Origin of the sequence: Undibacterium sp. WLHG33 (assembly GCF_049544815.1) — a bacterium.
Classification (GTDB): Bacteria; Pseudomonadota; Gammaproteobacteria; order Burkholderiales; family Burkholderiaceae_D; genus Undibacterium.
Window position 1 is genome coordinate 2,172,274 of the sequence record NZ_CP186697.1, and the last position, 23,266, is coordinate 2,195,539.

The 23,266-nt window shown below is 46.7% G+C and carries 18 protein-coding genes; 14 read left to right on the plus strand and 4 right to left on the minus strand.

The window, feature by feature from the left end; all coding sequences use genetic code 11:
• Nucleotides 1–41 precede the first annotated feature (41 nt).
• Nucleotides 42–815 carry an exodeoxyribonuclease III gene (locus ACOTSW_RS09945; RefSeq protein ID WP_423678920.1) on the minus strand — a complete coding sequence of 258 codons (774 nt, stop codon included), beginning with the start codon at nucleotides 813–815 and terminating at the stop codon, nucleotides 42–44.
• Between the two features lie 385 nt (nucleotides 816–1,200).
• On the opposite strand from ACOTSW_RS09945, the gene ACOTSW_RS09950 reads away from it, so the two are divergent.
• The 6 genes from ACOTSW_RS09950 (at nucleotide 1,201) to ACOTSW_RS09975 (ending at nucleotide 11,979) form a co-directional block, all read left to right on the plus strand.
• On the plus strand, nucleotides 1,201–2,019 hold the full coding sequence (locus tag ACOTSW_RS09950) for an ABC transporter permease (RefSeq protein ID WP_423682291.1): 819 nt from the start codon (nucleotides 1,201–1,203) through the stop codon (nucleotides 2,017–2,019).
• A complete protein-coding gene (locus tag ACOTSW_RS09955) occupies nucleotides 2,009–3,403 on the plus strand; it encodes an ABC transporter ATP-binding protein (protein ID WP_423678921.1) in 1,395 nt (464 codons plus the stop codon). The genes ACOTSW_RS09950 and ACOTSW_RS09955 overlap by 11 nt, the downstream gene beginning before the upstream one ends.
• 24 nt (nucleotides 3,404–3,427) lie before the next feature.
• Complete coding sequence (locus ACOTSW_RS09960) at nucleotides 3,428–4,030, plus strand: methyltransferase domain-containing protein (protein WP_423678922.1); 603 nt, start codon at nucleotides 3,428–3,430, stop codon at nucleotides 4,028–4,030.
• Between the two features lie 61 nt (nucleotides 4,031–4,091).
• On the plus strand, nucleotides 4,092–8,900 hold the full coding sequence (locus ACOTSW_RS09965) for a glycoside hydrolase family 99-like domain-containing protein (protein WP_423678923.1): 4,809 nt from the start codon (nucleotides 4,092–4,094) through the stop codon (nucleotides 8,898–8,900).
• Nucleotides 8,900–9,862 carry an NAD-dependent epimerase/dehydratase family protein gene (locus ACOTSW_RS09970; protein ID WP_423678924.1) on the plus strand — a complete coding sequence of 321 codons (963 nt, stop codon included), beginning with the start codon at nucleotides 8,900–8,902 and terminating at the stop codon, nucleotides 9,860–9,862. Before ACOTSW_RS09965 ends, ACOTSW_RS09970 begins: the two co-directional genes overlap by 1 nt.
• A 59-nt stretch (nucleotides 9,863–9,921) precedes the next feature.
• Nucleotides 9,922–11,979 carry an acyltransferase family protein gene (locus tag ACOTSW_RS09975; RefSeq protein WP_423678925.1) on the plus strand — a complete coding sequence of 686 codons (2,058 nt, stop codon included), beginning with the start codon at nucleotides 9,922–9,924 and terminating at the stop codon, nucleotides 11,977–11,979.
• A gap of 21 nt (nucleotides 11,980–12,000) precedes the next feature.
• Here the strand turns inward: ACOTSW_RS09975 and ACOTSW_RS09980 are convergent, their stop codons facing one another.
• The 3 genes from ACOTSW_RS09980 to ACOTSW_RS09990 form a co-directional block, all read right to left on the minus strand.
• Complete coding sequence (locus tag ACOTSW_RS09980) at nucleotides 12,001–13,689, minus strand: GspE/PulE family protein (protein ID WP_423678926.1); 1,689 nt, start codon at nucleotides 13,687–13,689, stop codon at nucleotides 12,001–12,003.
• An 89-nt stretch (nucleotides 13,690–13,778) separates the two neighbouring features.
• Nucleotides 13,779–14,294 (minus strand): hypothetical protein, encoded by a 516-nt coding sequence (locus tag ACOTSW_RS09985; RefSeq protein WP_423678927.1) that lies wholly within the window; start codon nucleotides 14,292–14,294, stop codon nucleotides 13,779–13,781.
• Nucleotides 14,295–14,613: 319 nt separating this feature from the next.
• On the minus strand, nucleotides 14,614–16,383 hold the full coding sequence (locus ACOTSW_RS09990) for a hypothetical protein (protein ID WP_423678928.1): 1,770 nt from the start codon (nucleotides 16,381–16,383) through the stop codon (nucleotides 14,614–14,616).
• Nucleotides 16,384–16,893: 510 nt separating this feature from the next.
• Here ACOTSW_RS09990 and ACOTSW_RS09995 point away from each other — a divergent pair.
• The 8 genes from ACOTSW_RS09995 to ACOTSW_RS10030 all read left to right on the plus strand — a co-directional run bounded on the left by ACOTSW_RS09995 (nucleotide 16,894) and on the right by ACOTSW_RS10030 (nucleotide 23,258).
• Nucleotides 16,894–18,096, plus strand: a complete 1,203-nt coding sequence (locus tag ACOTSW_RS09995) for a type II secretion system F family protein (protein ID WP_423678929.1) — start codon at nucleotides 16,894–16,896, stop codon at nucleotides 18,094–18,096.
• Nucleotides 18,097–18,205: 109 nt separating this feature from the next.
• Complete coding sequence (gene gspG, locus ACOTSW_RS10000; protein ID WP_212680053.1) at nucleotides 18,206–18,682, plus strand: type II secretion system major pseudopilin GspG; 477 nt, start codon at nucleotides 18,206–18,208, stop codon at nucleotides 18,680–18,682.
• Nucleotides 18,683–18,815: 133 nt separating this feature from the next.
• The gene (locus ACOTSW_RS10005; protein WP_212680055.1) at nucleotides 18,816–19,238 is read left to right on the plus strand and encodes a pilus assembly FimT family protein; all 423 of its coding nucleotides are present in this window, start codon (nucleotides 18,816–18,818) and stop codon (nucleotides 19,236–19,238) included.
• 3 nt (nucleotides 19,239–19,241) lie between these two features.
• Nucleotides 19,242–19,700, plus strand: a complete 459-nt coding sequence (locus ACOTSW_RS10010) for a PulJ/GspJ family protein (protein ID WP_423678930.1) — start codon at nucleotides 19,242–19,244, stop codon at nucleotides 19,698–19,700.
• Between the two features lie 35 nt (nucleotides 19,701–19,735).
• Nucleotides 19,736–20,362 (plus strand): type II secretion system protein, encoded by a 627-nt coding sequence (locus ACOTSW_RS10015; RefSeq protein WP_423678931.1) that lies wholly within the window; start codon nucleotides 19,736–19,738, stop codon nucleotides 20,360–20,362.
• Nucleotides 20,359–21,381, plus strand: a complete 1,023-nt coding sequence (locus tag ACOTSW_RS10020; RefSeq protein WP_212680061.1) for a hypothetical protein — start codon at nucleotides 20,359–20,361, stop codon at nucleotides 21,379–21,381. Before ACOTSW_RS10015 ends, ACOTSW_RS10020 begins: the two co-directional genes overlap by 4 nt.
• A 94-nt stretch (nucleotides 21,382–21,475) precedes the next feature.
• On the plus strand, nucleotides 21,476–22,615 hold the full coding sequence (locus ACOTSW_RS10025; protein ID WP_423678932.1) for a hypothetical protein: 1,140 nt from the start codon (nucleotides 21,476–21,478) through the stop codon (nucleotides 22,613–22,615).
• A gap of 1 nt (nucleotide 22,616) precedes the next feature.
• Nucleotides 22,617–23,258, plus strand: a complete 642-nt coding sequence (locus ACOTSW_RS10030) for a hypothetical protein (RefSeq protein ID WP_423678933.1) — start codon at nucleotides 22,617–22,619, stop codon at nucleotides 23,256–23,258.
• The last annotated feature ends 8 nt before the right edge of the window (nucleotides 23,259–23,266 follow it).

A 23,266-nucleotide genomic window follows, 5' to 3' on the forward strand; every position in this document is an offset into this window, starting at 1 on the left:
ATTATGGCTTGGAAACCCGCATTTTTATTAAGACTATCGAATTAAACGTAGTTGATAATCAGGGGTGAGTGGTCAGAAAAGCGCTGTTCTTTGTATATCGAAGCATTCTGTGCTTTCGCTGCTATGCCCGGTGTTGCGACATGATAGTCAATCCGCCAACCAACGTTATTCGCCCAGGCTTGACCACGATTGCTCCACCAGGTGTACGCCTCGCCTGTTGTATCGGGATGCAGACGACGATAAACATCGATCCAGCCCTGCTCATCAAATAAGCGTGTTAGCCATGCACGTTCCTCTGGCAAAAAGCCGGAATTTTTCTGATTACTTTTCCAGTTTTTTAAATCAATTTCCTTGTGGGCGATATTCCAGTCGCCACAAATCACCAGTTCCCTGCCTTCAGCCATCAGCGTTGCCAGATGTGGAAAAAATTCATCCATAAAGCGGAATTTTGCTTCCTGTCTTTCCGGTGAAGAAGAGCCGGACGGGCAGTAAACCGAGATAACAGAGATATCATCAAAATCACAGCGCACATAACGTCCTTCCGGGTCAAATTCTGCACTGCCGAACCCGATGTGCACGGCATCCGGTTTTTTCTTACTGTACACGCCTGCGCCTGAATAACCCTTTTTCTCAGCGTAGTGAAAATGGCCGTGATATCCGTGTGGATTCAGAAACTCAGTCGTCATGTCCGGTGCCTGTGCTTTTAATTCCTGTACACAAACAAGATCCGGGCTTTCCTTTTCCATCCATTCAAAAAAGCCTTTTTTTGCTGCAGAGCGCACGCCGTTTAAGTTGGCCGAAACGATTTTGGTCATATTGTGACGATCAAATTTTTAAAAATTAAGAAATGAGACCCAGTTTTTTGGAAAAAACTGATGTGAGAATTCCGACGATATGGCTCATGTATAAGACAATCGTACTGTATGTGACAAGATTGCAATGCCCTTTGGAGCATTCTATAAGAGCGAACAGGTATAATTCATGTTCTAAATTACTCGAAATGTTCGTACATATTATCTGGTGGTGTTGATAATTCCAATAGAGCACTAATTAAATAAGAAAATGTAACTTCTCTTGTATGTTTAGTGTTTGGTAAGCACCCTGTTCGATAAATTCGATCATCTGAGTAATGAACCCTATAAAATCGTGCGTTTTGAAAAATATCAGGCCATTTTATTCAAAGCGCGTCTTTACACCTTAATGACTAAATTTCCAATTTCTCCGTTTTTTGCACTGAAATCTCTCTGGTTGCATCGCCGTCTGATTATAGATATGGCGAAGCGCGATGCTTTGGGTAAGTATAAAGGCTCGTTTTTGGGTGTGTTCTGGTCTTTATTAACGCCGGTGTTTATGCTGGCAATCTATACTTTTGTGTTTAGTGAGATTTTCAAGGCGAGGTGGACCGCTGCCAGTACATCAAAGACCGAATTTGCCATCGTTTTATTCGCAGGCATGATCATGTTCAATTTATTTGCCGAGATTGTTAATCGGGCTCCTGGTCTGATTTTAAGTAATCCTAATTTTGTAAAGAAGATCGTTTTTCCTCTAGAAATACTCTCCTGCGTTAATCTGTGTTCAGCGTTATTTCATCTTCTGGTCAGTGTTATCGTTTTACTGATATTTCAATTTATTGTGTTTGGTCAGATTCCATGGACCGTATTAATTCTGCCCGCAGTGATTTTTCCACTGGCACTGATTTGTCTTGGATTGAGCTGGTTTTTGTCGGCTATTGGCGTGTTTCTGCGTGACGTTGGTCAGACCATAGGTATTTTTGTTACTGGTTTGATGTTTCTTTCACCAGTTTTTTTCCCTTTATCAGCAATACCGGCGGATTGGCAGACACTTGCCAATTTGAATCCTATGGTTTTTCCGATTGAGATGGCGCGCCAAATTCTGGTCTGGGGAAACCAGCCTGATTGGTTTAATTGGTTTTTGTACCTGTGCTTATCAATTTGTATAGCGTGGGCGGGTTTTGCCTGTTTCCAAAAAATTCGCCGGGGATTTGCCGATGTCATCTGAGTTTGCTATCAGTGTCAGAGGGGTGAGTAAGTGTTATCAGATTTACGACCAACCGATTGACCGTTTAAAACAAGGAATAATCGGTTTGCTTGCCAAGGTCTGCCCCAGCCGAAAAATCAGAGATCGCCTTTCAGGCTGGGCGCAGAGATATTCCAGGCACTATTGGGCGCTCGAAGATATTAGTTTTGATTTAAAAAAAGGCGAAACCTTCGGTATTGTTGGTCGCAACGGATCTGGTAAAAGTACCTTACTCCAAATTTTGTGCGGAACATTAAGTCCTACTCAAGGCGAAGTGCAGGTCAATGGCCGGGTAGCGGCTTTATTGGAACTTGGGTCGGGTTTTAATCCCGAATATTCTGGCCGGGAAAATATTTATATGAACGGCCAGTTGCTGGGATTGAGCAGACAAGAGGTCGATGAGCGGATTGACGATATTGTCGAATTTGCGGATATTGGTGACTTTATCGATCAACCAGTTAAAACATATTCAAGCGGCATGTATGTACGTGTTGCTTTTGCTGTTATCGCTCATGTGGATGCAGACATATTAGTAATTGATGAGGCATTGGCGGTAGGTGATGCTTTTTTCACGCAAAAATGTATGCGTTTTTTGCGTAAATTTATGAATAGCGGCACCATATTGTTTGTAAGTCATGATACAGCAGCAGTTAAAAACTTATGTCAACGCGCTATTTGGCTGGAAAAAGGGCGAATACAGGCAAGTGGTTCCGCAAAAGAGGTGTCTGAACGTTATTTGCAGGCATTCTATGAAGTGGCGCAGGGAAAAAGTAGCTCAACCAAAATGCTTACAATACCCCCAGTACTTCAGGACGCAAAAACGCCGAAGGAGAAGAGAGATGCACGTTTAGCCTGGATTAATCAGAGTAATTTAAGAAATGACATTCAGGTTTTTGAATTTGATCAAAATGCAAGCAGCTTTGGAACAAAAGAAGCCAAAATCAGTGCAGTTGAATTTTTTGATGAAGACGGTAACCCTCTAAGCTGGATTGTCGGTGGAGAAACAGTTCAATTGCACATCAGTGCGTTTGTGACTCAGGATATTTTCTCCCCCATTATCGGCTTTTATATCAAGGATAAGTTAGGTCAGATTCTGTTTGGCGATAACACCTATCTTACTTACCATGATGCACCACTGAGTGTTGCTGGCGGTAACGAAATAGAGGCTGTGTTTAGTTTCACGATGCCTATTTTGCCAAAAGGCGATTACTCAGTTTGCGCTGCAATCGCCGTTGGCACGAATGAAAACCATACCCAGTTAGAGTGGGTACATGATGCGATGATTTTACGTTCAGAATCGTCGCATGCGACAACAGGTTTGGTTGGTGTGCCCATGCAAGGAATTGAAATTAAAGCAATTTCTTAAAATATATTATTTAAAGTTAAAAATATGCATACAAGTTCAATGGATAAAATGAGGGCATTTAGAGATAAATACCTCGCAGCAAAAAGAAATCAAGAAATCAGTATTCTTGATATTGGTAGTCAGGAAGTTCACATCAATGGCAGCTACAAACCTCTGTTCAGTGACGAGCCGAAATGGAAATATCAAGGCTGTGACATGGTCGCGGGCAACAACGTTGATATTGTTTTGACGGATCCGTACAACTGGAGTCAGATACCATCGAATTCAGCAGACGTCGTCATTTCCGGTCAGGCATTCGAGCACATAGAGTATTTCTGGATCACGATGATGGAAATCGCAAGAGTGCTTAAACCAGGCGGCTATGTTTGTATTATCGCTCCCTCCTCCGGCTACGAACATCGTTATCCGGTTGATTGTTGGCGTTTTTATCCTGACGGCTTTACTGCCTTGGCCAGATACGCCAGATTGAATCCGCTTGAGTCCTATACCCAATGGGAGGATTCTCCGCTCTATGATGAGCATACCAATTGCTGGCATGACTCTGCTTTAATTGCGCAAAAGCCGGCTAGCTCTGCTATCCGGGATGGCTTGAGAAGATTTTTGATTCAACTTAGCCGCAAGTTGTAGAAAAATTCTGCAGATAAGCAAATAACCGATTATGTAAGACGGCCAGATAGATTTAGTGGTAATGGAAAATCATAACAAATACAGCAGAGATGTCATTCCTGACACGGAGGAGTCTCTTTCAAAGATCGTTGCACAAATTCACGCAAACTCTGTTGTGTTGGATATTGGCTGCTCCAGTGGGATGTTGGGGCATTATCTGGTTTTGCAAAAAGAATGTGTGGTCGACGGTGTTGATATTGATCAGGGGGCATTAGAGGTATGCAGTCCCGTTTACCGGAAAGTTACCATCAGGAACCTCGAAACGGATAGTATTACCGGCGATTTCGTTCCTGAGTCTTATGATTACATTATCGTTGCGGACGTCATTGAGCATCTGAATAATCCGGATAAACTTTTGGCACAACTGCGTTTGCTGGTCAAGCCACACGGTGCCATTATTTTCTCTGTACCAAATATCACTCATATTGCCGCATCTTTAGAGTTACTTGCAGGGCAATTTAGCTATACACAAAATGGCTTGCTTGATAACACACATCTGAGATTTTACTCATACCAAAATCTGATCAAGAAATTAGCTGATTCTGGAATTTATTTATGGGCGTTGGATACGGTTCAGCGGAATTTGACTGAAACCGAATTCGCAGACGTGCAGACCAGGCTTTTCCCTAAACAGTGGCTGGATGCGATGATTGAAAGTCGCCCGGACGCGTTGGTATACCAATGGATAGTCACGACCAAAATATATCCAAGTATGCATGCGGTACCGGATATTTCCAGACTCAAAAAAAAGCTGACCAGTCCTATTTTTACGACGGCTTTGTATTGGCAGAGCTCACAAACATCAGGATTCAACGAAACGAATAAGCTCCCTGGATTTAGACACGATAGTGTACTCAACGAATTTGTAGTGGAGTTTCATTTTCCAGCTTTAGAAGATGAGTGTATCAGTAAAATACGCATTGATCCTGCATCGGAAATGAAGTCGATCTGGATTAAGAATGCGTACATCGCTGATGCACAGGGTAGTGTTTTGTGGCAATGGTCAGGGGCAGGTTCTGATGCTGATTTGATCAACGCTTTCTGGAGTGGAATCACTCCGGCTGAAGGCCGTATATTAATGGCGGAAAATAATGACCCTCAATGGTATCCGGATGTGCCATCTGATGTGTTAGCTAGGTTAAATAAGGGCTATAAATTTGCCTTTACTCTTTGCGACGACAGTGCAGCGATAGACGCGCTGCTAGAAATGATTTGGGGACAGCGACTTGAGTTGAGCGCAGAGGAATTAAGGCAGATGTCTGTAAAAGTGTCACAAACGGAAGACTTGGTTTGTAAGCTTGAAAAAAACAATGCACAGAAAGCTCAGGAAATTAATGAACTGACAGAAAGTAATGCTCTGAAAGCTCAGGAAATTACCGGCTTGATCGAAAGTAACGCTCAAAAAACTCTGGAAATTAGTGAGTTAAATCAAAGTAACGTTCAAAGAGCTCAGGAAATTAGTGAGCTTAAACACATATTGAATGAAAAAGAAGCTTACCTGCAATCTATCATTGATAGCAAATCTTGGAAGATAACCAAACCATTGCGATACATCCGGCGAAAAATGAGTACATCAATAATAACAAGAATGCGCCTGTTCACATTTGGTAGTTTCAGGGTTTTTTGGCGAATACTTCCCCTGCCACTGACGTTAAAAAATAAGCTGAAAGCCGCATTGATTAAGAATTTCCCATCGCCGTTTCATCAATACAGCAAATGGATTACTGCCGGCCAGCACAATACTCAGCAAGGTGACTCAGCGTCGGCTTTGTCCATTTATGAACCAGTATCTACAGAAGTGGAAACTGTGCATTATGTTGCGCGCTTGAACGCCACACCTTTAGAAAACAAGCCAGTCAGATTAATTTGCTTTTATTTGCCACAGTTTCACGCGATCCCACAAAATGATGCATGGTGGGGTGAAGGATTTACAGAATGGTCAAATGTCAGACCTGCACAGCCACAGTTTCATAACCACTATCAGCCTCATGTTCCGGGTGAGTTGGGCTACTATGATTTACTTGATACTCAAGTACAGCGTCGTCAGATTGAATTAGCGAAGTTGTATGGAATAGAAGGCTTTTGTTTTTATTTTTATTGGTTTGGTGGCACACGTCTTTTAGAAAAACCCATAGAAAACTACCTGAATGATCGTTCGTTGGACTTGCCATTCTGTCTCTGCTGGGCCAATGAAAACTGGAGCCGTCGTTGGGATGGCTTGGATCACGAAGTTCTGATTGCGCAACAACACAGTCCCGAAGATGATCTTGCATTTATTGAACATGTTGCCAGGTACATGCGTGACCCGCGCTATATCCGCATCAGTGGCAAACCGCTGTTGCTGGTTTATCGTCCAGGATTATTGCCCTCTCCAAAAGAAACAGTAGCCCGCTGGCGCGACTGGTGTCGTCAGAACGGGATTGGCGAAATTTATCTGACGTACACGCAATCCTTTGAGGCGCTTGATCCTGCAACGTATGACTTCGATGCTGCCGTTGAATTTCCACCGAATAATTCGGCGCCGCCAGATGTGACGAATACAGTGACTCCGCTCAGCGCAGATTTTTCCGGCAGGGTATATGACGCGCGTATCTTTGCTGAAAGAAGTGAAAACTATCAGCAGCCTCCTTATACCTTATTCAGAGGAGTATGCCCGTCCTGGGACAATACAGCCCGCAGAAAGAATAAGGGGACGATTTTCCTCCATTCCAGCCCTTTGGTATATCAGCGTTGGTTAGCGAATGCAATCAGGGATACCGTACAACACCGTAGTAATCAGGATGAACGGCTGATCTTTGTGAATGCCTGGAATGAATGGGCGGAAGGTGCGCATCTTGAACCTGATGAACGCTATGGCTACGCTTATTTGCAGGCGACCCGAAATGCGATCACTCGCAGTACCTCATACCCAGGAAAGTCCGTACTTCTTGTTACGCATGATTGTCATCCGCACGGAGCGCAATTTTTGATTTTAGAAACTGCAAAGCAATTGAAGGAATGCGGTTTTGATGTGACGATCATGGCTTTGGATGGAGGAAATTTGTGGGACGACTTTAATCGGGTCGGTAAAACCTTCAACATAAAAAACCGCCATTCTGAAGAGGTGTATGCTTTTTTAGAAAAATTGAATGCAGTGGGAACCGTAGATGCAATTACCAATACTGTCATTTGCGGAAGTGTTTTGCCTTTATTGAAACACACGGGATTTAAAGTGTTAAGCCTGATTCATGAAATGCCAGGTGTTATTCGTGACATGAAGCAAGAGGAAAATGCCAGAACGATTGCACAACTGGCGGATAAAGTCGTATTCCCTGCTGCGTTAGTGCATGAGCTTTTTAATGAAATTGCTCCCGTCAATCCAAATAAGATTGTTATCCGGCCACAAGGCGTATTACGCAAGAACCCATTTAAAGGCCGCCGAGTTGAGGCACATAAAGAAATTTGCGAATTACACCACTTACCGTTGAATTCGCAGATTGTTTTGGCAATCGGATATCTGGATATGCGCAAAGGCGCAGATTTATTTGTCGAAGTTGCTGCAGATGTCATTCGATGCAATCCGAACGTTGTATTTATTTGGGTAGGACATGCAGAAGCTATTTTTGAGCAAAAAGTAAAACTCAGAGTACGTGAATTAAAGCTGACGGATAAAGTGATTTTTGCCGGCTTTGTACGTGATCCTATGGCGTATTATGCCGCGGCATCTGTTTATGCACTTACTTCTCGCGAAGATCCATTTCCCAATGTTGTTTTGGAGTCGGCAGAAGTCAATGTCCCTGTTGTTGCTTTTAAAGGTGCTTCCGGTACGGAAAACCTGATTTTAGAATGTGGTGGGCGCCTGGCGAATTACCTCGAGTCCGGCGATTTTGCAGAGCAGGTGTGTGCCTTGCTCAATACGCCAGTTACAACCCAGAACAAACCTGTTTTATCGCTCAGACAGTATTCGTTAGATCTGATGCATCATCTGAATGCTTGTCCTCGTGTGTCTGTTGTTGTGCCCAATTACAACTATGCACATTATTTAGCTCAGCGCTTGGAAACTGTTTGTACGCAATCATTTCCGATTTATGAGTTGATTATTCTCGATGACAATTCCAGCGACGACAGCGAAGAAGTGGTGCAGTCTTATATGCGGGAGTGTCCGGTAGACTGCACGTTTGTTGTGAACCCTGAAAACTCCGGGTCTGTATTTTTACAGTGGAAAAAAGGAGTGGATCTTGCCAGAGGTGATTTGATCTGGATTGCTGAGGCAGATGATCTGGCCGATAAAAAATTTCTGGAGGCATTAATTCCCGCATTTTTTGACCCATCAGTGGTGCTTGCTTTTACTCAATCAAAGCAAATTGATGAGCATGGGAACCTTGTTGCCGAAAATTATTTGGACTATACAAAAGACATTTCAGATGATTGGAGTCGTAGCTATTGCCGTGATGGTGCCGAAGAAATTGCAAAAGCAATGAGTATAAAAAACACGATTCCAAACGTGAGTGGTGTTCTTTTCAAGCATCAGACCTTGAAAAAGGTATTTGATGAGATGGGTGATAATTTAACCCAATATAAAATTGCAGGTGACTGGCTGATTTATATCCGGGTTTTATTGGAGGGAAAAATCTATTTCAATCAGCATCCCTTGAATTTACACCGCCGTCACACAAACAGCGCGACGAATACTTTGAAAGCCAATCTGCATTTGCAAGAAGTGATCGCCTTGCAAGAGGTCGCGAAATCAGTAGTAACGCCGGGTCAGGACATATTAAACAAAGCTAACCTGTATATAGAGTATTTGCACCATCATTTTGGTTTGCCTTTAAATAAAGAGAAAAACAGTTAATGAGCTTGCCAGCACAAAAATATAAAAAAGCGTTGATACTCGGTGCTGCCGGATTTATTGGCATTAATCTTGTGAAGGAACTGGTGCGCGCGGGATTTGAAGTTGTTTGTTTCGATATAGTGATATCAAAACAGTGGCCTGATGGTGTCCGTGCGATTGTGGGAGACTTTTTGCGACCACCGGCTGAACTGTTGGCTGAAATGGATCAGGCATATATTTTCCATCTGGTCAGCTCCTGCCGTCCTTCGCCGAGCACTACGCAAGCTGCGAATGAGGTCAGCCGGGATTTGGTCTCTACCATTAACTATCTTGAGCACACAAAAGATAAAGATGTCCGCTGGATTTTTTTATCCTCTGGCGGAACCGTTTATGGACAAAAAGATGCGGGACTTATTTCTGAATCCAGTACGACAGATCCCATCAGCTCATACGGGCTGGTGAAGCTGTCTATCGAGCGCTATTTTGATTTATATAGAAAATCATACGACCTCGATTTTATCGTGATCAGGCTAAGCAATCCTTACGGCCCTTGGCAAGATCCTCAGCGGGGGCAGGGGATTGTCGCTGCGCTGATATACAAGGCACTTACGCATCAGACAATTGATATTTGGGGAGATGGCTCTATTGTCAGAGATTACATCTATATAACCGATGCAATAGAAGGCATTTTACAGGCGGGCATTCTTGGCACATCCGGTGACATTTTTAATGTCGGGACGGGGATTGGCACGTCCATCGTTGAGTTGGTAGAAAAGATCAGCCACAGTCTTGGTATACCTATCTCTGTACAACACAGCGCCCCGAGATTCGTTGACGTTCAGAGTAATGTGCTTGATTCACGCAAATTATTATCGAAAACTTCATGGTGTCCTTCGACTAACCTTGATGTCGGGATTTCGTCGACGGCGATGTGGATGAAAAATACTTTTTTGCAGAGTCATTCATCATCTGCTGACCGCTAGCCGGATTCCGCTACGTACATCAGCGATTTCAACTTCAGTTTGTTTTCAGATTTAATTCAATGACACTAAAAGATGTACATTTACCACCTTTGAAATATCGGTCTGACATCGACGGATTGCGGGCCATCGCTGTTATTGCGGTCGTCGTCTTCCACGCATTTCCAGATTTACTTCGTGGTGGCTTCATTGGCGTGGATATTTTTTTTGTTATCTCTGGGTATTTAATATCGACGATTATTTTTGAGAACTTAGAATCAGGAACTTTTCGTTTTTCTGATTTTTATACTCGGCGCATAAGGCGCATCTTTCCTTCGCTTCTTCTTGTGTTATCAGCGTGTTTTGTGTTCGGATGGTTTGCTTTACTGCCAGACGAATATAAACAGCTGGGTAAACACATGGCCGCTGGTGCCGGTTTCATCTCAAATATCGTTTTGCTGGGAGAAGCAGGTTACTTTGATAACGCCGCAGAGACTAAGCCCTTACTGCATTTATGGAGTCTGGGAATAGAAGAGCAGTTTTATATCGTCTGGCCGCTACTGCTGTGGTTTGCATGGAGGCGCAAGTTTAATCTCCTGACGATGACCGTTTTCTTTACCGTCATCTCATTTTTTTTGAATTTCAAGGGCGTCAGACAAGATGCCATCGCAACTTTCTATTCGCCACAAACACGTTTTTGGGAACTGTTGTTTGGCAGTCTTCTGGCATGGCTGATGTTATATCAGAGGCAGAAATTGAGTCATATCGCCAACAAGATTGATGATTTTCTTGTTGCCGTTCTTTATACGGAAAAGCAGAAAACCCAGGGACAAACTCTCGCCAATTGTTCGTCGCTTCTAGGTTTGCTATTGCTCACTTATGGGTTATTACACATAAATAAAGAACTCCGGTTTCCCGGTGAGTGGGCATTGATACCGGTCACCGGCGCGGTGTTATTGCTTGCTGCAGGTCCTGATGCAGTCGTTAATCGAAAAATTTTATCCGCGAGATTACTTGTTTGGTTCGGTTTAATCAGCTTTCCACTGTATTTGTGGCATTGGCCGCTCTTATCTTTTGCCCGGATCGTTGAGAGTGAAGTACCGAGCATTGAAATTCGTTTTCAAGCTGTTGTCTTATCAATAGTACTTGCTTGGCTTACTTATTTTTTGATTGAACGTCCGATGCGTTTCGGAAAATATGGCAGGGCTAAGGTTATTACTCTCGTTTTTCTGATGATTGTTATCGGATATGTCGGGTTCAATACATACCAACGAGATGGATTGAAATTCAGATTGTTAAGCAGTAAAGCCCAAATTGGAAATATAAACTCTGCAGATTTGTTGAACGAATCTATCAATAACTGTCATGCGTATTTCCCTGAATGGGATAAAGTGACTGATAACCCTTGCAGGTTTCAAAGAAAAACCAAGAATACCATCGCAATTATTGGCGATTCCCATGCCGGTCATTTGTATGCTGGATTAAGCGAGTCCGTTGATTCTGGTGATGGAGTCATCGCTTTTGCTGCAAGTTGCGCGGCGCCATATATTGATATCGCAAGCGCCACCAGCGACATCAATGCACGCAAAGTCAGGGAAGGAGCTTATAAGTTAATAAATGCCGCCTACGACTTTGTCATTCATGACCCGGACATTAAAACAGTCATTCTGGCGCATAACCCTCTCTGTTCTTCCGGAGATGTAAAAGACATGGCGAATCCCGGAAACAAGGATGAGAATCGTGTGTTGAAAGACGGGATGATAAGGACTTTTCAGGCTTTAACAAAGGCGAATAAAAAAGTAGTCGTATTATTTGACAATCCTTTTCTGCCATTTGAGCCGAATTTATGTGTTAACCGGCCGTTCCGACTTACTAATAATCGGAACAAATGCTTATTCCCGCGCGAGGAATTTGACTCTCTGACGCCTTTTTCAAATTATAAGTCCGTCGTAAATGCGGCTCTGAAGGAGTTTCCGCAAATTCGTACGTATGATCTTGCCGATCCGTTTTGTGATGCTCAGTATTGTTATCTCGCAAAAAACAATATGCTACTTTACAGGGACAGAGGTCATTTAAACGACAGTGGCTCACGCTACGTTGCTCCTTACATCATGAATATGATTGGAAGCCCTAAGAAGTGAGTACACTGTGTTTATGTTTTCTCAGGCACCTGCCAGACTCAGTACTTCTTCAACGGTGGTGATGCCCTGCCATACTTTAAGCATGCCATCATCGCGTAAGGAGCGTACCTGGTTCTCTCTTAAATATCTGACGATCTCTGCCTCACTCGCATGGGATAAGATCTGATGCTGCAGCGTTGCATCGACCTCGAATAATTCATAGATCGCAACACGTCCTGCAAAGCCGGTATGGTTACAGGCACGGCAACCGACCGGTTGCCGCAACTGTGGTTTCTCCACTAATTTTTCTTTCCAGTGTCTGACGCCTTCTAGTAAAACACGATGCGTTTCCTGACTAATTTCGGCCGGCTGCGCGCACTCTTCGCATAAACACCGTACCAGACGTTGCGCCATCACTCCTTTTAAGCTGGAGCCAAGTAAAAACGGCTCAATACCCATGTCAACCAGTCGTGTTACAGCACCTGCAGCACTGTTCGTATGTAAAGTTGAGAACACCAGATGCCCGGTCAGCGCGGACTGGACAGCGATGGAAGCGGTTTCCTGATCACGGATCTCACCGATCAACACCACATCAGGATCATGCCGCAGGATAGAGCGCAGAGCGGATGCAAAAGTAAAGCCTATATCCGCATTCACCTGTACTTGCGAGATACCTTGCAGACGATATTCAACCGGGTCTTCAACCGTGATAATTTTATTTAAACCATCGTTCCCGATATCGAGTGCCGTGTAGAGCGTGGTGGTTTTACCCGAACCGGTCGGCCCGGTTACCAGCACAATACCATTCGGCATCTTGATCCAGCGTTTAAATAGTGCGGCATGGTCAGGCATCATGCCCAGATCTTCGAGATGATAAGGCTTGCGATCCTGGCGCAGCAAACGCATCACCACAGATTCGCCCATCGCACTAGGCAATACCGAGACACGGACATCAAATACCTCGCTATTGACGCGTGCCGTCATACGGCCATCCTGAGGCAGGCGGCGTTCCGCGATATCGAGTTGCGACAAAATTTTGATACGGCAAACGGTAGCGTCAAATTTATCCAGCGGAAAGCGGCTCAGATCCTGCATCACGCCGTCGACCCGCAGCCGAATCGCGAATTCATATTCGCCCGGTTCGACGTGAATATCAGAAGCACGCCGTGTCACTGCCTGTGATAGCACCGTATTGACCAATTCGATAATCGGGCCTTCTTCGGCCAGTTCACGCAGATGCATGACGTCGCCGCTCATCGCCATCTTTGGTTCGCGGCGTTCCTGTGCGGCGTAGAAAGCCTCAAACGAAGACGGACGCATCAGCGCAAACAGCAAAGGCTTTCCATCTGCAGGTGCTTTTAAACGTAATACCTCCAGCACGCTCGCATTCAACGGCTCTTTGGATGCGCAGCACGTGACGCCGGTTTCTTCGTTATGCCAGATCATCATGCCTTGTGACTGACACCAATGCGGAAGAATTTCCCATTGGGTGATCGTGGCGTGAAATGTCGTTTGCGCCTGATGCAGTTCGTCATCGGTCAGCAGAGGCAAACCGGTGTAATCTGACAGGTGCTGATACAGCACCTCCTCGGATAAAGCGCCCATCCGTACCAGCAGCGCCGGCAGCGGAGTGAATTGCTCAAGCTGAAGCAGGCGGACATTATCGAGCACCTCAGCCGGAACGAGGTGATGGGTTTGTAAATACTGATCGAAAGATAATTTTGTGCTCATGGATCTGAAAGAGGAATACAAGCGGCAAAGGCAACGGGCAGAGATGAAAACGGGCAGCTGATGTGCCTGCCCCGTACTCAACAGGCAGCTTATTTGGTCGCAATTTTGATGTCATTGGCGACGCTGTACCAGCGCCCGCCAGCTTTGACCACCAGAAGTAAATCGGCGTTTTTACTAAATTTGGCCTTGATTTTTGCTTCGGCTTTGCCTATGCCCGGTGTCGAGACGGCGGTGATGAACATCGGCTCTTTATCTGCCGGCGTCTGGTTAAACAGCATGAAAAATTCAGTGCCCGGTATTTCGCTGACCATGCGTATAGTCATGATGCCGGGAAGTGCGATAGTGGGTGAGTCCAGCAGCAGATAGTCGGATTTGATTAATGTGGTTTTACTGACGGGGGGACGCATCATCGCCAGTACGGCATCGACTGTGCCTGCTTTGGTCATTTCCGGTATCAGGTCTTCGATGTTATTCACCACTTTGGTCGGAGCGGTCTGTGCCTGAACAGTCGGAGGAGTGACGCCGGCAAGCATGGAGAGGAAAAACAGGCTTAACGCGCAAATATAGCGGAACAAGCGACGAACAGAAAATTTATGCGCAGACATACGAATCCAGTAGTGAAACAAGAATAAAGCAGCGGTATCAGCAAAATATGACGCAACATACATCAGCCCTAGGCAAGCCAAAGCGAGGCCGCAGCCTGACTTTACAGCATGAATTGCGGTACTGAATCAGTTTCGTCATGAGAAACCGTGATATTGAACAACATATCACAAAGAAAGCCAAGTGTTGAATCTCGGTGTTGAATAATGTGTTGAACTTGATCGCTGATGATGAACTTGCATCATCCGGTATGCGGACATAAAAAAAGGGAGGCTTACGCCTCCCTTTTTAATCAGTAAAACTAATTGGTAATAACCAGAATTACTTAGCCAGACCGCGTTGTGCGTCTTGATCGTTCAATTGAGAATCGTATGCACGATCTGTTGAAGAATCAAAGTCAACACCTTGTGAAGAGGAAGCTTCGAAGAAGTTACCGTTAGTTGTGTTCAACAGGTAGTTCTGTACTTTCAATGCACTTACGCCTTCAGCTGTAACACGCAGACGCTCACCCAGATTTTGAGTTACTGGAGTAACGCCACCAGCTACATAGCCTGTACCGTTAGTTGCTGGAGTACCTGTCAACTTAGCATCGATGTCTGTTGCAGAGAAGTTAGCAGCAGCACGTGGTGCCAGTGTAGTGATCTGGCCCCAACCACCGTAGGAACCATCAGAGTGGATCAACTGACCGTAGATCGTCGCTGTATTGGTTTCACTTGGGTTGATCAAGCGGATGTAAGATGCAAAGCCACTGTTGTTTTTAGAAGTAGCGTAGTTACGAACGTCCACTTTCACGCCACCGACCAGACCTGCCAATGGTTTTGTGCATGAGTTGTTTTGTTCGTTCAGGTATGTTGTTGTACCTGGTGCTTTTGTCAGAGTCGCAGTAGCAGAGAATGTCGATACTGGGATTACTGAAGTACCTGGTACTGTGTAGAACACATACAGAGGTGCAGACAATTCAGCGGTTGTCAGCGTTGTGTTGCTGAAAGTGATCGTGTTGCCAGTAGCAGCAGTGACTGCTGGAGACAGGATCGCGCCAGATACTGGTGCTGTGTATGTATCACGAGTTGTGGACAGACCAACAGTCGAACCAACTGCAAAACCTTGGCTTGCAGTGATAGCGATATCGTAGGATTTCAACTCGATCGCACCAGTTGTTTTTGTCGCTGCACTTGCAACGAAGCTTACACCGCCAGTTGCCAGAGCATACGCTGTGTTAGAACCAGAGTCAGAGCCCAGTGCGTCTTGGTTAACTTTGATGTAACCCAACTGAGCAACTGTAGTAGAACGGAAACCGTTCAGTGTTGCGTCAGATACGGATGCTGCTGCAGTACCTTTGAACAATGTGTTGCCTGTTGATGGATCAACACGAGCCAGGTTAACAGTAGAAGCTGTCAGACCGATAGACAAGTTCGTTGGGAAAGAGAACAGGATACCGTCGTTAGTGCTGCCCACGCGTGTGTGTTCATTCGCTGCGTTAGGATTCAACACGTCAGTTGCTTGTGTGGAAGCGGAAACGTTTGCGAAGTGCTTAACAGATACGCCCAGTGTAGGAACGTTGTTTGTACATGGCTGAACTGCACCAACAACTGTGTACAGGCCAGTTACAGTAGCAGCAACACCTGCTGTACCTGTACTTGTAGGACCTGCAGGAGCAGCGTTAGACACTGTATCGTTGAAACGAACAGCTGGTGTAACGAAAGTAGAACCAGCTGCTTGTGGGAAAGAGATGTTAACAAACAATACTTTACCGTCTGCGCTCAGAGTTGGAGTACCAACTGTGTATTTAGCTACAGGAATCAGGTTACCAGAGTTGTCAACCATAGTGATTGCATCTTTAGTACCAGCTGTTTTGAATGTACCGTTAGTCAGTACCAGTTGGATCTGGAAAGACTGAGCAACCAGAGTCGCGTCGATATCACCAGCGAAACGATAAGAAACTGGAGGAGCGGAAACAGCTTGTGCGTCGTTAACGATAACTTCGTGAGCGATAGCAGAAGATGAAGATTGGATTTGACCTGCGGAAGCTACGTTAGCAGCGAAAGCAGCAACCAGGCTAGCCGCCAGGATACTTAATTGTTTTTGTTTCATTTGAATAGCCTCTCTAGAAAAGACATTAAATTGTTACGTAATAAATGTACAACGTACGTTTGCTACAAGTACTTGTCATACGAGTACTCATATGACTAGCCGATGAAGATTAAAACATGTTTTTTCAATTGCAGCAAGTTCCCATGTGCAGTTATGTCGAAAATATAACTTTCTCTTCTCTCGCCAGGCATATTCCTAAGATCGACAACGATATAATACGTAGCGGCGTGATTCTGCGCTGTGTTTCTTACGTTTGTACACAAGTGTGTTGTGTATAGGATACACTTCCGGACATTAAGTTTGATTCATTCCGGATTTTGGCTTGCTTTCTCATTCTTTTTCAAAATGCGGGAGGCGGTGAAGCGACTTTGACTGAGCGGATATCAGTGTTTCACTATTGTTGTATTCCGTTGTCTTATACAATCCGTGCACGTCTCCTGCGCCATGCCTTGTCAGCCTGGAACGGTTTTTTTTCGCTATATATATATACTGAGTTTTTAATTTCCCCTTATGCCGGAATTTCGTTATCAAGCTACTGACGCGCAAGGTGCGGTGGTGAAAGGCGTGCTGACTGTAGAAGATCAGGCGGAGGCGATGATGCAATTGCAACGTCGCGGTTTAATGGTATTTGACATGCAGGAAGCCGCAGCTTCCCGCCGCAGCCGCATCGCGCAGCCCAAGCGCGCCGGTCGCGATGCCATATTAGTGGTGCTGCAGGAACTCGCTACTTTACTGGATGCAGGTGTGACACTGGCAGACGCAGTAGAAAATGTTGCCAGAGGGTATCAGGATTCGCCACTGGGTCTTGCCTTTAATAAAATCTATTCACAGCTGCGTGGTGGTATTGCTTTTTCTAAGGCCTTAGTCGATGCAGATTTGCGCCTGCCTAATTATGTGGTCGAGCTTTGCCGCGCCGGTGAATCCACTGGTAAATTGGCGGGTTCTCTGCGTTCTGCGGCAGAGCAGCTGGAATTAGAACAAAACTTCCAGCGCGAGGCACGTAACGCACTGATTTATCCTATGGTGCTGATAGTTAGTGGTTTTTTGGCAACATTGCTGGTGTTTGTTTTTGTGGTGCCGAAGTTCGCCAATATTCTGAGTAACCCAAAAGCGGATATTCCTGCGGTTTCGCTGTGGGTACTGGCGACGGGGATGTGGCTGACAAAAAATAAACTGTTGCTCGGTGCCTTGTTGGCAGGTATCGCTGGCAGCGCATTCGCTTTGTTGCGGCAGGAAAAAGTGCAGCAAAATTTATGGAACTGGGCAGCAGGTTTGCCGGTCATCGGTAGCTGGATTATGCATACGGAAATGGCGCGCTGGAGTTCTATGTTCAGTGTGTTGTTGCAAAACCATGTTTCGATACTGGAGGCGCTGGCGCATGCGCAGAATGCCTTGCGCGGTGACGTGTGGCGGCAAAAAGCAGCATTGATTCTGAGTGATGTCCGCGGTGGTAAGACGCTGGCGGAATCTTTGCAGTTGCATCAGTTTATTGATGCAACCGGTGTAAATCTTGTGCGGGTGGGCGAACGTTCTGGTGCTCTGGGTAAGACGACTGCTTCACTGGCGCAGATGCATCGCATGCACAGTCAGCAGCAGATGCGCCAGTTTTTAATTTTGCTGGAGCCTGTCACTATTTTGCTGGTGTCGGTGGTATTGGGCGGCATTATGATTTCGGTCATGCTGGCGATCACCAGCCTGACGAATGTGATTTAAGGCAAAGGCCGGCATCGTCCGCCCTGACCGGGGCAGATCGCTGTCATGTACTCAGTCACTTATATTGATTTTATTTTTTAATACGAAGATTACTTTGAAAGGTTGTGCTATGTATCGCAAGCAACAATTACAAACAGGGCTGCTGAAGAAACACGCAGGTTTTACGTTGCTGGAAATGCTGGTGGTGATGGTCATCATCGGCTTGCTGGCGGGTCTTGTCGGGCCGCGTATTTTTGGTAAGGTCGATACTTCCAAGGTGCAGACCGCACAAACGCAGATCAAGATGTTGGAAAGCGCTCTGAATATCATGCGTCTGGATGTGGGGCAGACGCCGCCGCAGGATCAGGGCCTGCAATGGCTGGTGACTGCACCTCAGGACCCAACGCTGCAATCCTTGTGGAAAGGCCCGTATATTGAGGGTTCCGTGCCGGTTGATCCGTGGGGAAATCCTTATCAGTACAAAACTCCTGGCGTTGATAACAAGGCATTTTCAGTCTATTCGTTTGGCGCTGATGGCAAAGCTGGTGGCGAGGGTCTGAATGCGGATATCGGTTTAGGGGCGAATGCCGCACCGGCGACGAAATAAGCGATATCGTTACTCTGAAGCGCTGCGCCAGTTTATTTTGTTGCTGATTTTGTTGAATCCTTTGTACTCTCTATTCCGTATGTACGGGCGATTCGCTCGCCGCCTATTACTCCCTCCGCAAACGGTGGCGCGAATGTTACGTCCGGCAGCGGCGCGTGAACATGGTTTTACGCTGATAGAAATGATGGCGGTACTGACGCTGGCGGCATTGATGGCGGGTGTTGCTATACCAGCCATGCAGCGTTGGTTTGAGTCTGTCTCTGAGCGGGCGCAACTGACGGAAGTATCGATACAGTTCCAGCGTCTGGCCTCGAGAGCGGCTTTATTATCGCAAACCGTGAAACTCGATAAACAGAGCTGGAATACTAAGTTGAATGACGGCGAACCTGCATTGAGTCTGCCCGAGGGCTGGACTGTCAGCAGCGACAAGAGCGTTATTTTTTATCACAGCGGTGTTTGTGCCGGCGGCGAAGTTGATCTGACTGCGCCGCAAAAACGCCAATTGCGACTTATGATTGCGCCGGTGTCCTGTGATGTCAGTATTGTCAAACGCTAATCCATGAAGAGTCTCCGTTTTCAGCGTCATCATTTATCTGCCGGACAGCAAGGGTTCAGCTTGCTGGAGATGATTGCTGCGCTGACGATTCTCACGATAGGTTCTGTCGTGTTGTTTAGCTGGCTGGGACAGACGATGGGACAACTGACACGGTTTCAATTGCAGGAAACCGAGTCCATGGCGCGCATACAGGCGGTGCAGTTCTTGTCAAATCAGAATCCGGCAACGGCGCCTTCGGGTAAGCAGTTATTTGATCAGTTTTATCTGGAGTGGACTTCGTCACCCATATCTGAAACGCGTGATTCGGTCTCTCCGCAAGAGGGGCTGGGTTTGTATCAGATCACTTTATATAACGTACAGTCCAGGGCATTTCACCATGATGGACGTGAGTGGTTTGCTTTTTCGGTCAGGCTGGCGGGTTATAAGCAGGTTCGTAAACCAGCAACAGAAAAGCCGTTTTAATTGTGAAAATGATTTTCCCTGAGTCTTTATTCAGAATGACATCCCGAGCCGGTTTGCAGAGGCAGGCAGGGTTGACGCTGATTGAATTATTAGTCAGTCTGGTGATTTTGGGTTTTGTAGTTACCATCATGTCGGGCGCTTTTTCCCAGATGGCACAGGTAGTTAGAATTGCCGAAAACGTCAATGGCAATTTTCAGGGTCAATGGGTCAGACTCAATGCGCTCAGGGATTTGGTGGCAAATTTAACTTTGCCTAAAAATATCGAAAAACCGTTTTCCGGTAATGACACTGGCTTTGAAGCCTACACTCTGGCGATGCCTCAGGGAGACTGGGGGCAAGTAACCCAGGCAACGGCGACGCTGAAACCGAATGCGGATGGTGGTACTGACTTGTCCGTCAGTGCTGAAAATATGCAGCCGCTGATAGTCGCTTCCTGGAAAATGCCGGTGGTGATGGAATATCAGACGATACAGGGTACGACCGAATCTATCTGGCCACCGATGTCGGGCAAGGCAGAGGATGTTTTGCCGAGAGCGGTTGTGATTCGCGCAAAATCAGGTGAGCAGCGTGTACAGATGTTAGCGGTGTACGAAGGAAACCGTAAACCTGAAGCAGACGGAACAAAGGATCTGGAACGCTTGTTGGGAATAGGATCAAAATGATCGCGTATCGCATACGTTCAACGATGGAGCAAGGTTTTGCGCTGGCTGCCGTGTTGTGGCTGCTGGCAGGCTTTACGATACTGGCAGCGATGATCAGTCAGTCTAATCAGATACTGGCTGAACGCCAGGCAAAGCTGAAGCAGCGGGCCGATGCGGAGCAGGCATTTTTGTCCAGCCGCAGCGAGGCGTTGTTCTGGATATCCACCAGCCGCGCCACGAAGGATGGGTTTGGCTGGCCGGGAACATATTTGCAAGTGGATGGGCGTGGCTATGCGGGTGCTGAAAAAAGTACAATACAGTTGCAGGATATTAAAGGCTTGCTGTCTTTTAACCGGCCAGACCGGGTGAAGCTGGCGCGCTTACTGGTGGCATGTGGCGCTGCGGAAGCAGATACCGATGCACTGATTGATGCGCTGGAAGATTATCAGGAACCTGGCAAGCTCAAGCGTGTCAATGGTGCGAAGGATTTTGAGTATGCTGCAGCGGGTATGCCACCACCACGGGGTGCACCATTACTGGCGGAGCCTGAAATCTGGCGCGTCTTTGGCTGGGCAGCACTGGAAAAAAGCTGGACTGAACGGGGCTGCTTCGAGGATGTCACGGTATTCGGTGACAAGTCTTTCAATCCGACCACCGCGTCGCCGCGTGCACTGGCTGCGTACGGCCTTACCGCAGAGCAGGTATCCGAGGTTGAACAAGAGCGCGTCAAAAATGAATCGACTTTAATCAACCGGATACAGCAGGCAAATGATGCCGGTGGATTTATGGGCTTCGCGACGAGCAGGGCGCCATCCAGGACTTTGCGGATCACGCATACCGCGCCGGATATGCCGTGGGCTCTGAGATATGAATTAAAAATAGCAACAAATGCAGAGGGCGTGCCGTGGTACATTTTTTCACCACGCAGATTGCCTCTGGCATCGGTTATGATACCGGCTGGTCGCGCCGAATGGCCGAGAATTGACCAAATATCTGAAACGGACAAGAATGCAATTACGCAACCGATTTTACCTTTCTGACATTGCTGAACCAAAAGCAAAAGAAATTATTGCAAAGCAGAATGCGCGAACTGCCTGGTTCAAGCCGCTTTGGATTCTGCCAAGATCATGGTGTGTGACGACTTCGCTGCAGGCGAAGGGCGTGCCCTCTCACAAAACGCAAGCTTTTGTCCAATTACATTTGCATCGTCTGGCTCCTTTTGCTGACAGCGGTGTGTATGCCTGCCGTTCCGGTGACTGGGTACATTTATGGTTTTGGGAAAACCGTAAGGTCAGGGAGATCTGCGAGAAGCATGGCCTTGATATCAATCATATGCAGTTTGCACCGGAAAGCGTCTGTTTCCCTAAGCGCAAAGACGGTGCTGTACTGATTCAGTGTCAGCAAGGTGTGGAAGCACAGTTATGGCATCAGGGTTTATTAGTTGACAGCGCCTGGTGGCCGGAGCGTGTCAGCAACGATGAGTGGCAGGCTTGGCGTCCGGGCTCTGCGGCAATGACAGGCGCACTCGCGCAGATAGCATCGTGGCCGGAACAGGTGCCGGCGCATGTGCAGTTATCCGAATCCAGTCTGAAAGATCCGGTCTATCGTCTGGCGGAGCCATGGGCACGCAATCTTCTGGGCGTGCAATGGTGGCATGCGCTGAAAAATTTCCGTGGTGATGTGCTGGCGGTGATCGCTGTGGTGATACTGGCTTCGTATGGTGCTTATCTCGGAGCGCAATGGTGGTCAATTGATTCGCAACTGAAATCGACCGATCAGGAGATCGAATCTTTGTCTGCCAAAGTCGAACCTATCAATACTGCCCGTAGTCAGGCAATGGCCTTACAGCAGTGGACCACGAAACTGGCGGCCTTGCGCAGTCGCGATGAAGTCAGGGCGTTGCTGAAAAACCTGCGTCCATTATTGCAGAAAGAGGATGCTGCTCTGCGCGAGTTTGAATATCAGGATGGCGAGGTGCGTCTGATGCTGGTTCCGGTGAACACAGAGCTGAATATCGTCGGTGTGACGCAGGACCTGGAGTCGATGAAATTGCTCAGCAATATACGTCTGTTGTCGGATAGCGATGCCCGGCTGATGAAAGTATCGGCCAAAATGGCGCCGAAAATCGTGAAGCCGGAGAGCATTGCGAGCGAAACGCCACAAGCAAAAACAATGGCGACGCCGGCAGCACCTAAATCAACAGAGCAGAAAAAAACAGAACAGATGGATTCTTCGGTAATACCGCGCAGCGGCAAGCGGGAAAAGGGCGAATAAGATGCAAACAGGTGAACGTTTCTGGCAATTGGTTGGTGCTGCCATCTTCATACTCTGCGCCTACAGTCTGGCAGAATTATTCGATAGTAATGCTGCCCGCCAAAAGCAACTGGCGAATCAGCAGCAGTTGTTAGTGCGTCAGCAGGCGGCGTTAAAAGAGAGTCGCTGGGATCAGAAGCTGAAGGACGCTGAGCGTATTCAGAAAGCCTGGCTTGCGTATCTGCCGGCTGAAAAATCTGCGACTTTTGCCAAAGCACGTTTATTGAGTGACGTGCGGAAACTGGCTAAAGACGCGGGCATTGTCGGCGTGACCGTGTCAGCGCAGGATGCAGAAGGCGGTGAGAAGACCGACGCGGCGTTGACCAGTTATGGTACTAAGAGTGCTCAGGATAAGACAAAGAGCAGCCTGCCATCGGGTGTACAGATGATTAAAGTGACCCTGATCGGCCGTTTTGATCCTACGCCTTTCGGGCGTTTGCTCGATACGCTCGAAGATCAGCAGAAATTTACAGTTGTAGAACGCGTGCTGGTACGCGGAACGCAACTGGAAGTGAATATACGCTGCTACTGGCACCTGGATGCGGGAGCGGATCAGTCAGTTGCAGCCACGACAGATGCCGCGCCGCTTGCGAAAGGTATCTGAGCCATGAA

Coding starts and splice junctions, on each gene's coding strand:
- ACOTSW_RS10010 (WP_423678930.1), top strand. CDS start 19,242: ATGAAGAGTCTCCGTTTTCAGCGTCATCATTTATCTGCCGGACAGCAA.
- ACOTSW_RS09980 (WP_423678926.1), bottom strand. CDS start 13,689: ATGAGCACAAAATTATCTTTCGATCAGTATTTACAAACCCATCACCTC.
- ACOTSW_RS10005 (WP_212680055.1), top strand. CDS start 18,816: ATGTTACGTCCGGCAGCGGCGCGTGAACATGGTTTTACGCTGATAGAA.
- ACOTSW_RS10020 (WP_212680061.1), top strand. CDS start 20,359: ATGATCGCGTATCGCATACGTTCAACGATGGAGCAAGGTTTTGCGCTG.
- ACOTSW_RS09995 (WP_423678929.1), top strand. CDS start 16,894: ATGCCGGAATTTCGTTATCAAGCTACTGACGCGCAAGGTGCGGTGGTG.
- ACOTSW_RS09975 (WP_423678925.1), top strand. CDS start 9,922: ATGACACTAAAAGATGTACATTTACCACCTTTGAAATATCGGTCTGAC.
- ACOTSW_RS09990 (WP_423678928.1), bottom strand. CDS start 16,383: ATGAAACAAAAACAATTAAGTATCCTGGCGGCTAGCCTGGTTGCTGCT.
- gspG (WP_212680053.1), top strand. CDS start 18,206: ATGTATCGCAAGCAACAATTACAAACAGGGCTGCTGAAGAAACACGCA.
- ACOTSW_RS09985 (WP_423678927.1), bottom strand. CDS start 14,294: ATGTCTGCGCATAAATTTTCTGTTCGTCGCTTGTTCCGCTATATTTGC.
- ACOTSW_RS09960 (WP_423678922.1), top strand. CDS start 3,428: ATGCATACAAGTTCAATGGATAAAATGAGGGCATTTAGAGATAAATAC.
- ACOTSW_RS09945 (WP_423678920.1), bottom strand. CDS start 815: ATGACCAAAATCGTTTCGGCCAACTTAAACGGCGTGCGCTCTGCAGCA.
- ACOTSW_RS10015 (WP_423678931.1), top strand. CDS start 19,736: ATGACATCCCGAGCCGGTTTGCAGAGGCAGGCAGGGTTGACGCTGATT.
- ACOTSW_RS09965 (WP_423678923.1), top strand. CDS start 4,092: ATGGAAAATCATAACAAATACAGCAGAGATGTCATTCCTGACACGGAG.
- ACOTSW_RS10030 (WP_423678933.1), top strand. CDS start 22,617: ATGCAAACAGGTGAACGTTTCTGGCAATTGGTTGGTGCTGCCATCTTC.
- ACOTSW_RS09950 (WP_423682291.1), top strand. CDS start 1,201: ATGACTAAATTTCCAATTTCTCCGTTTTTTGCACTGAAATCTCTCTGG.
- ACOTSW_RS09970 (WP_423678924.1), top strand. CDS start 8,900: ATGAGCTTGCCAGCACAAAAATATAAAAAAGCGTTGATACTCGGTGCT.
- ACOTSW_RS09955 (WP_423678921.1), top strand. CDS start 2,009: ATGTCATCTGAGTTTGCTATCAGTGTCAGAGGGGTGAGTAAGTGTTAT.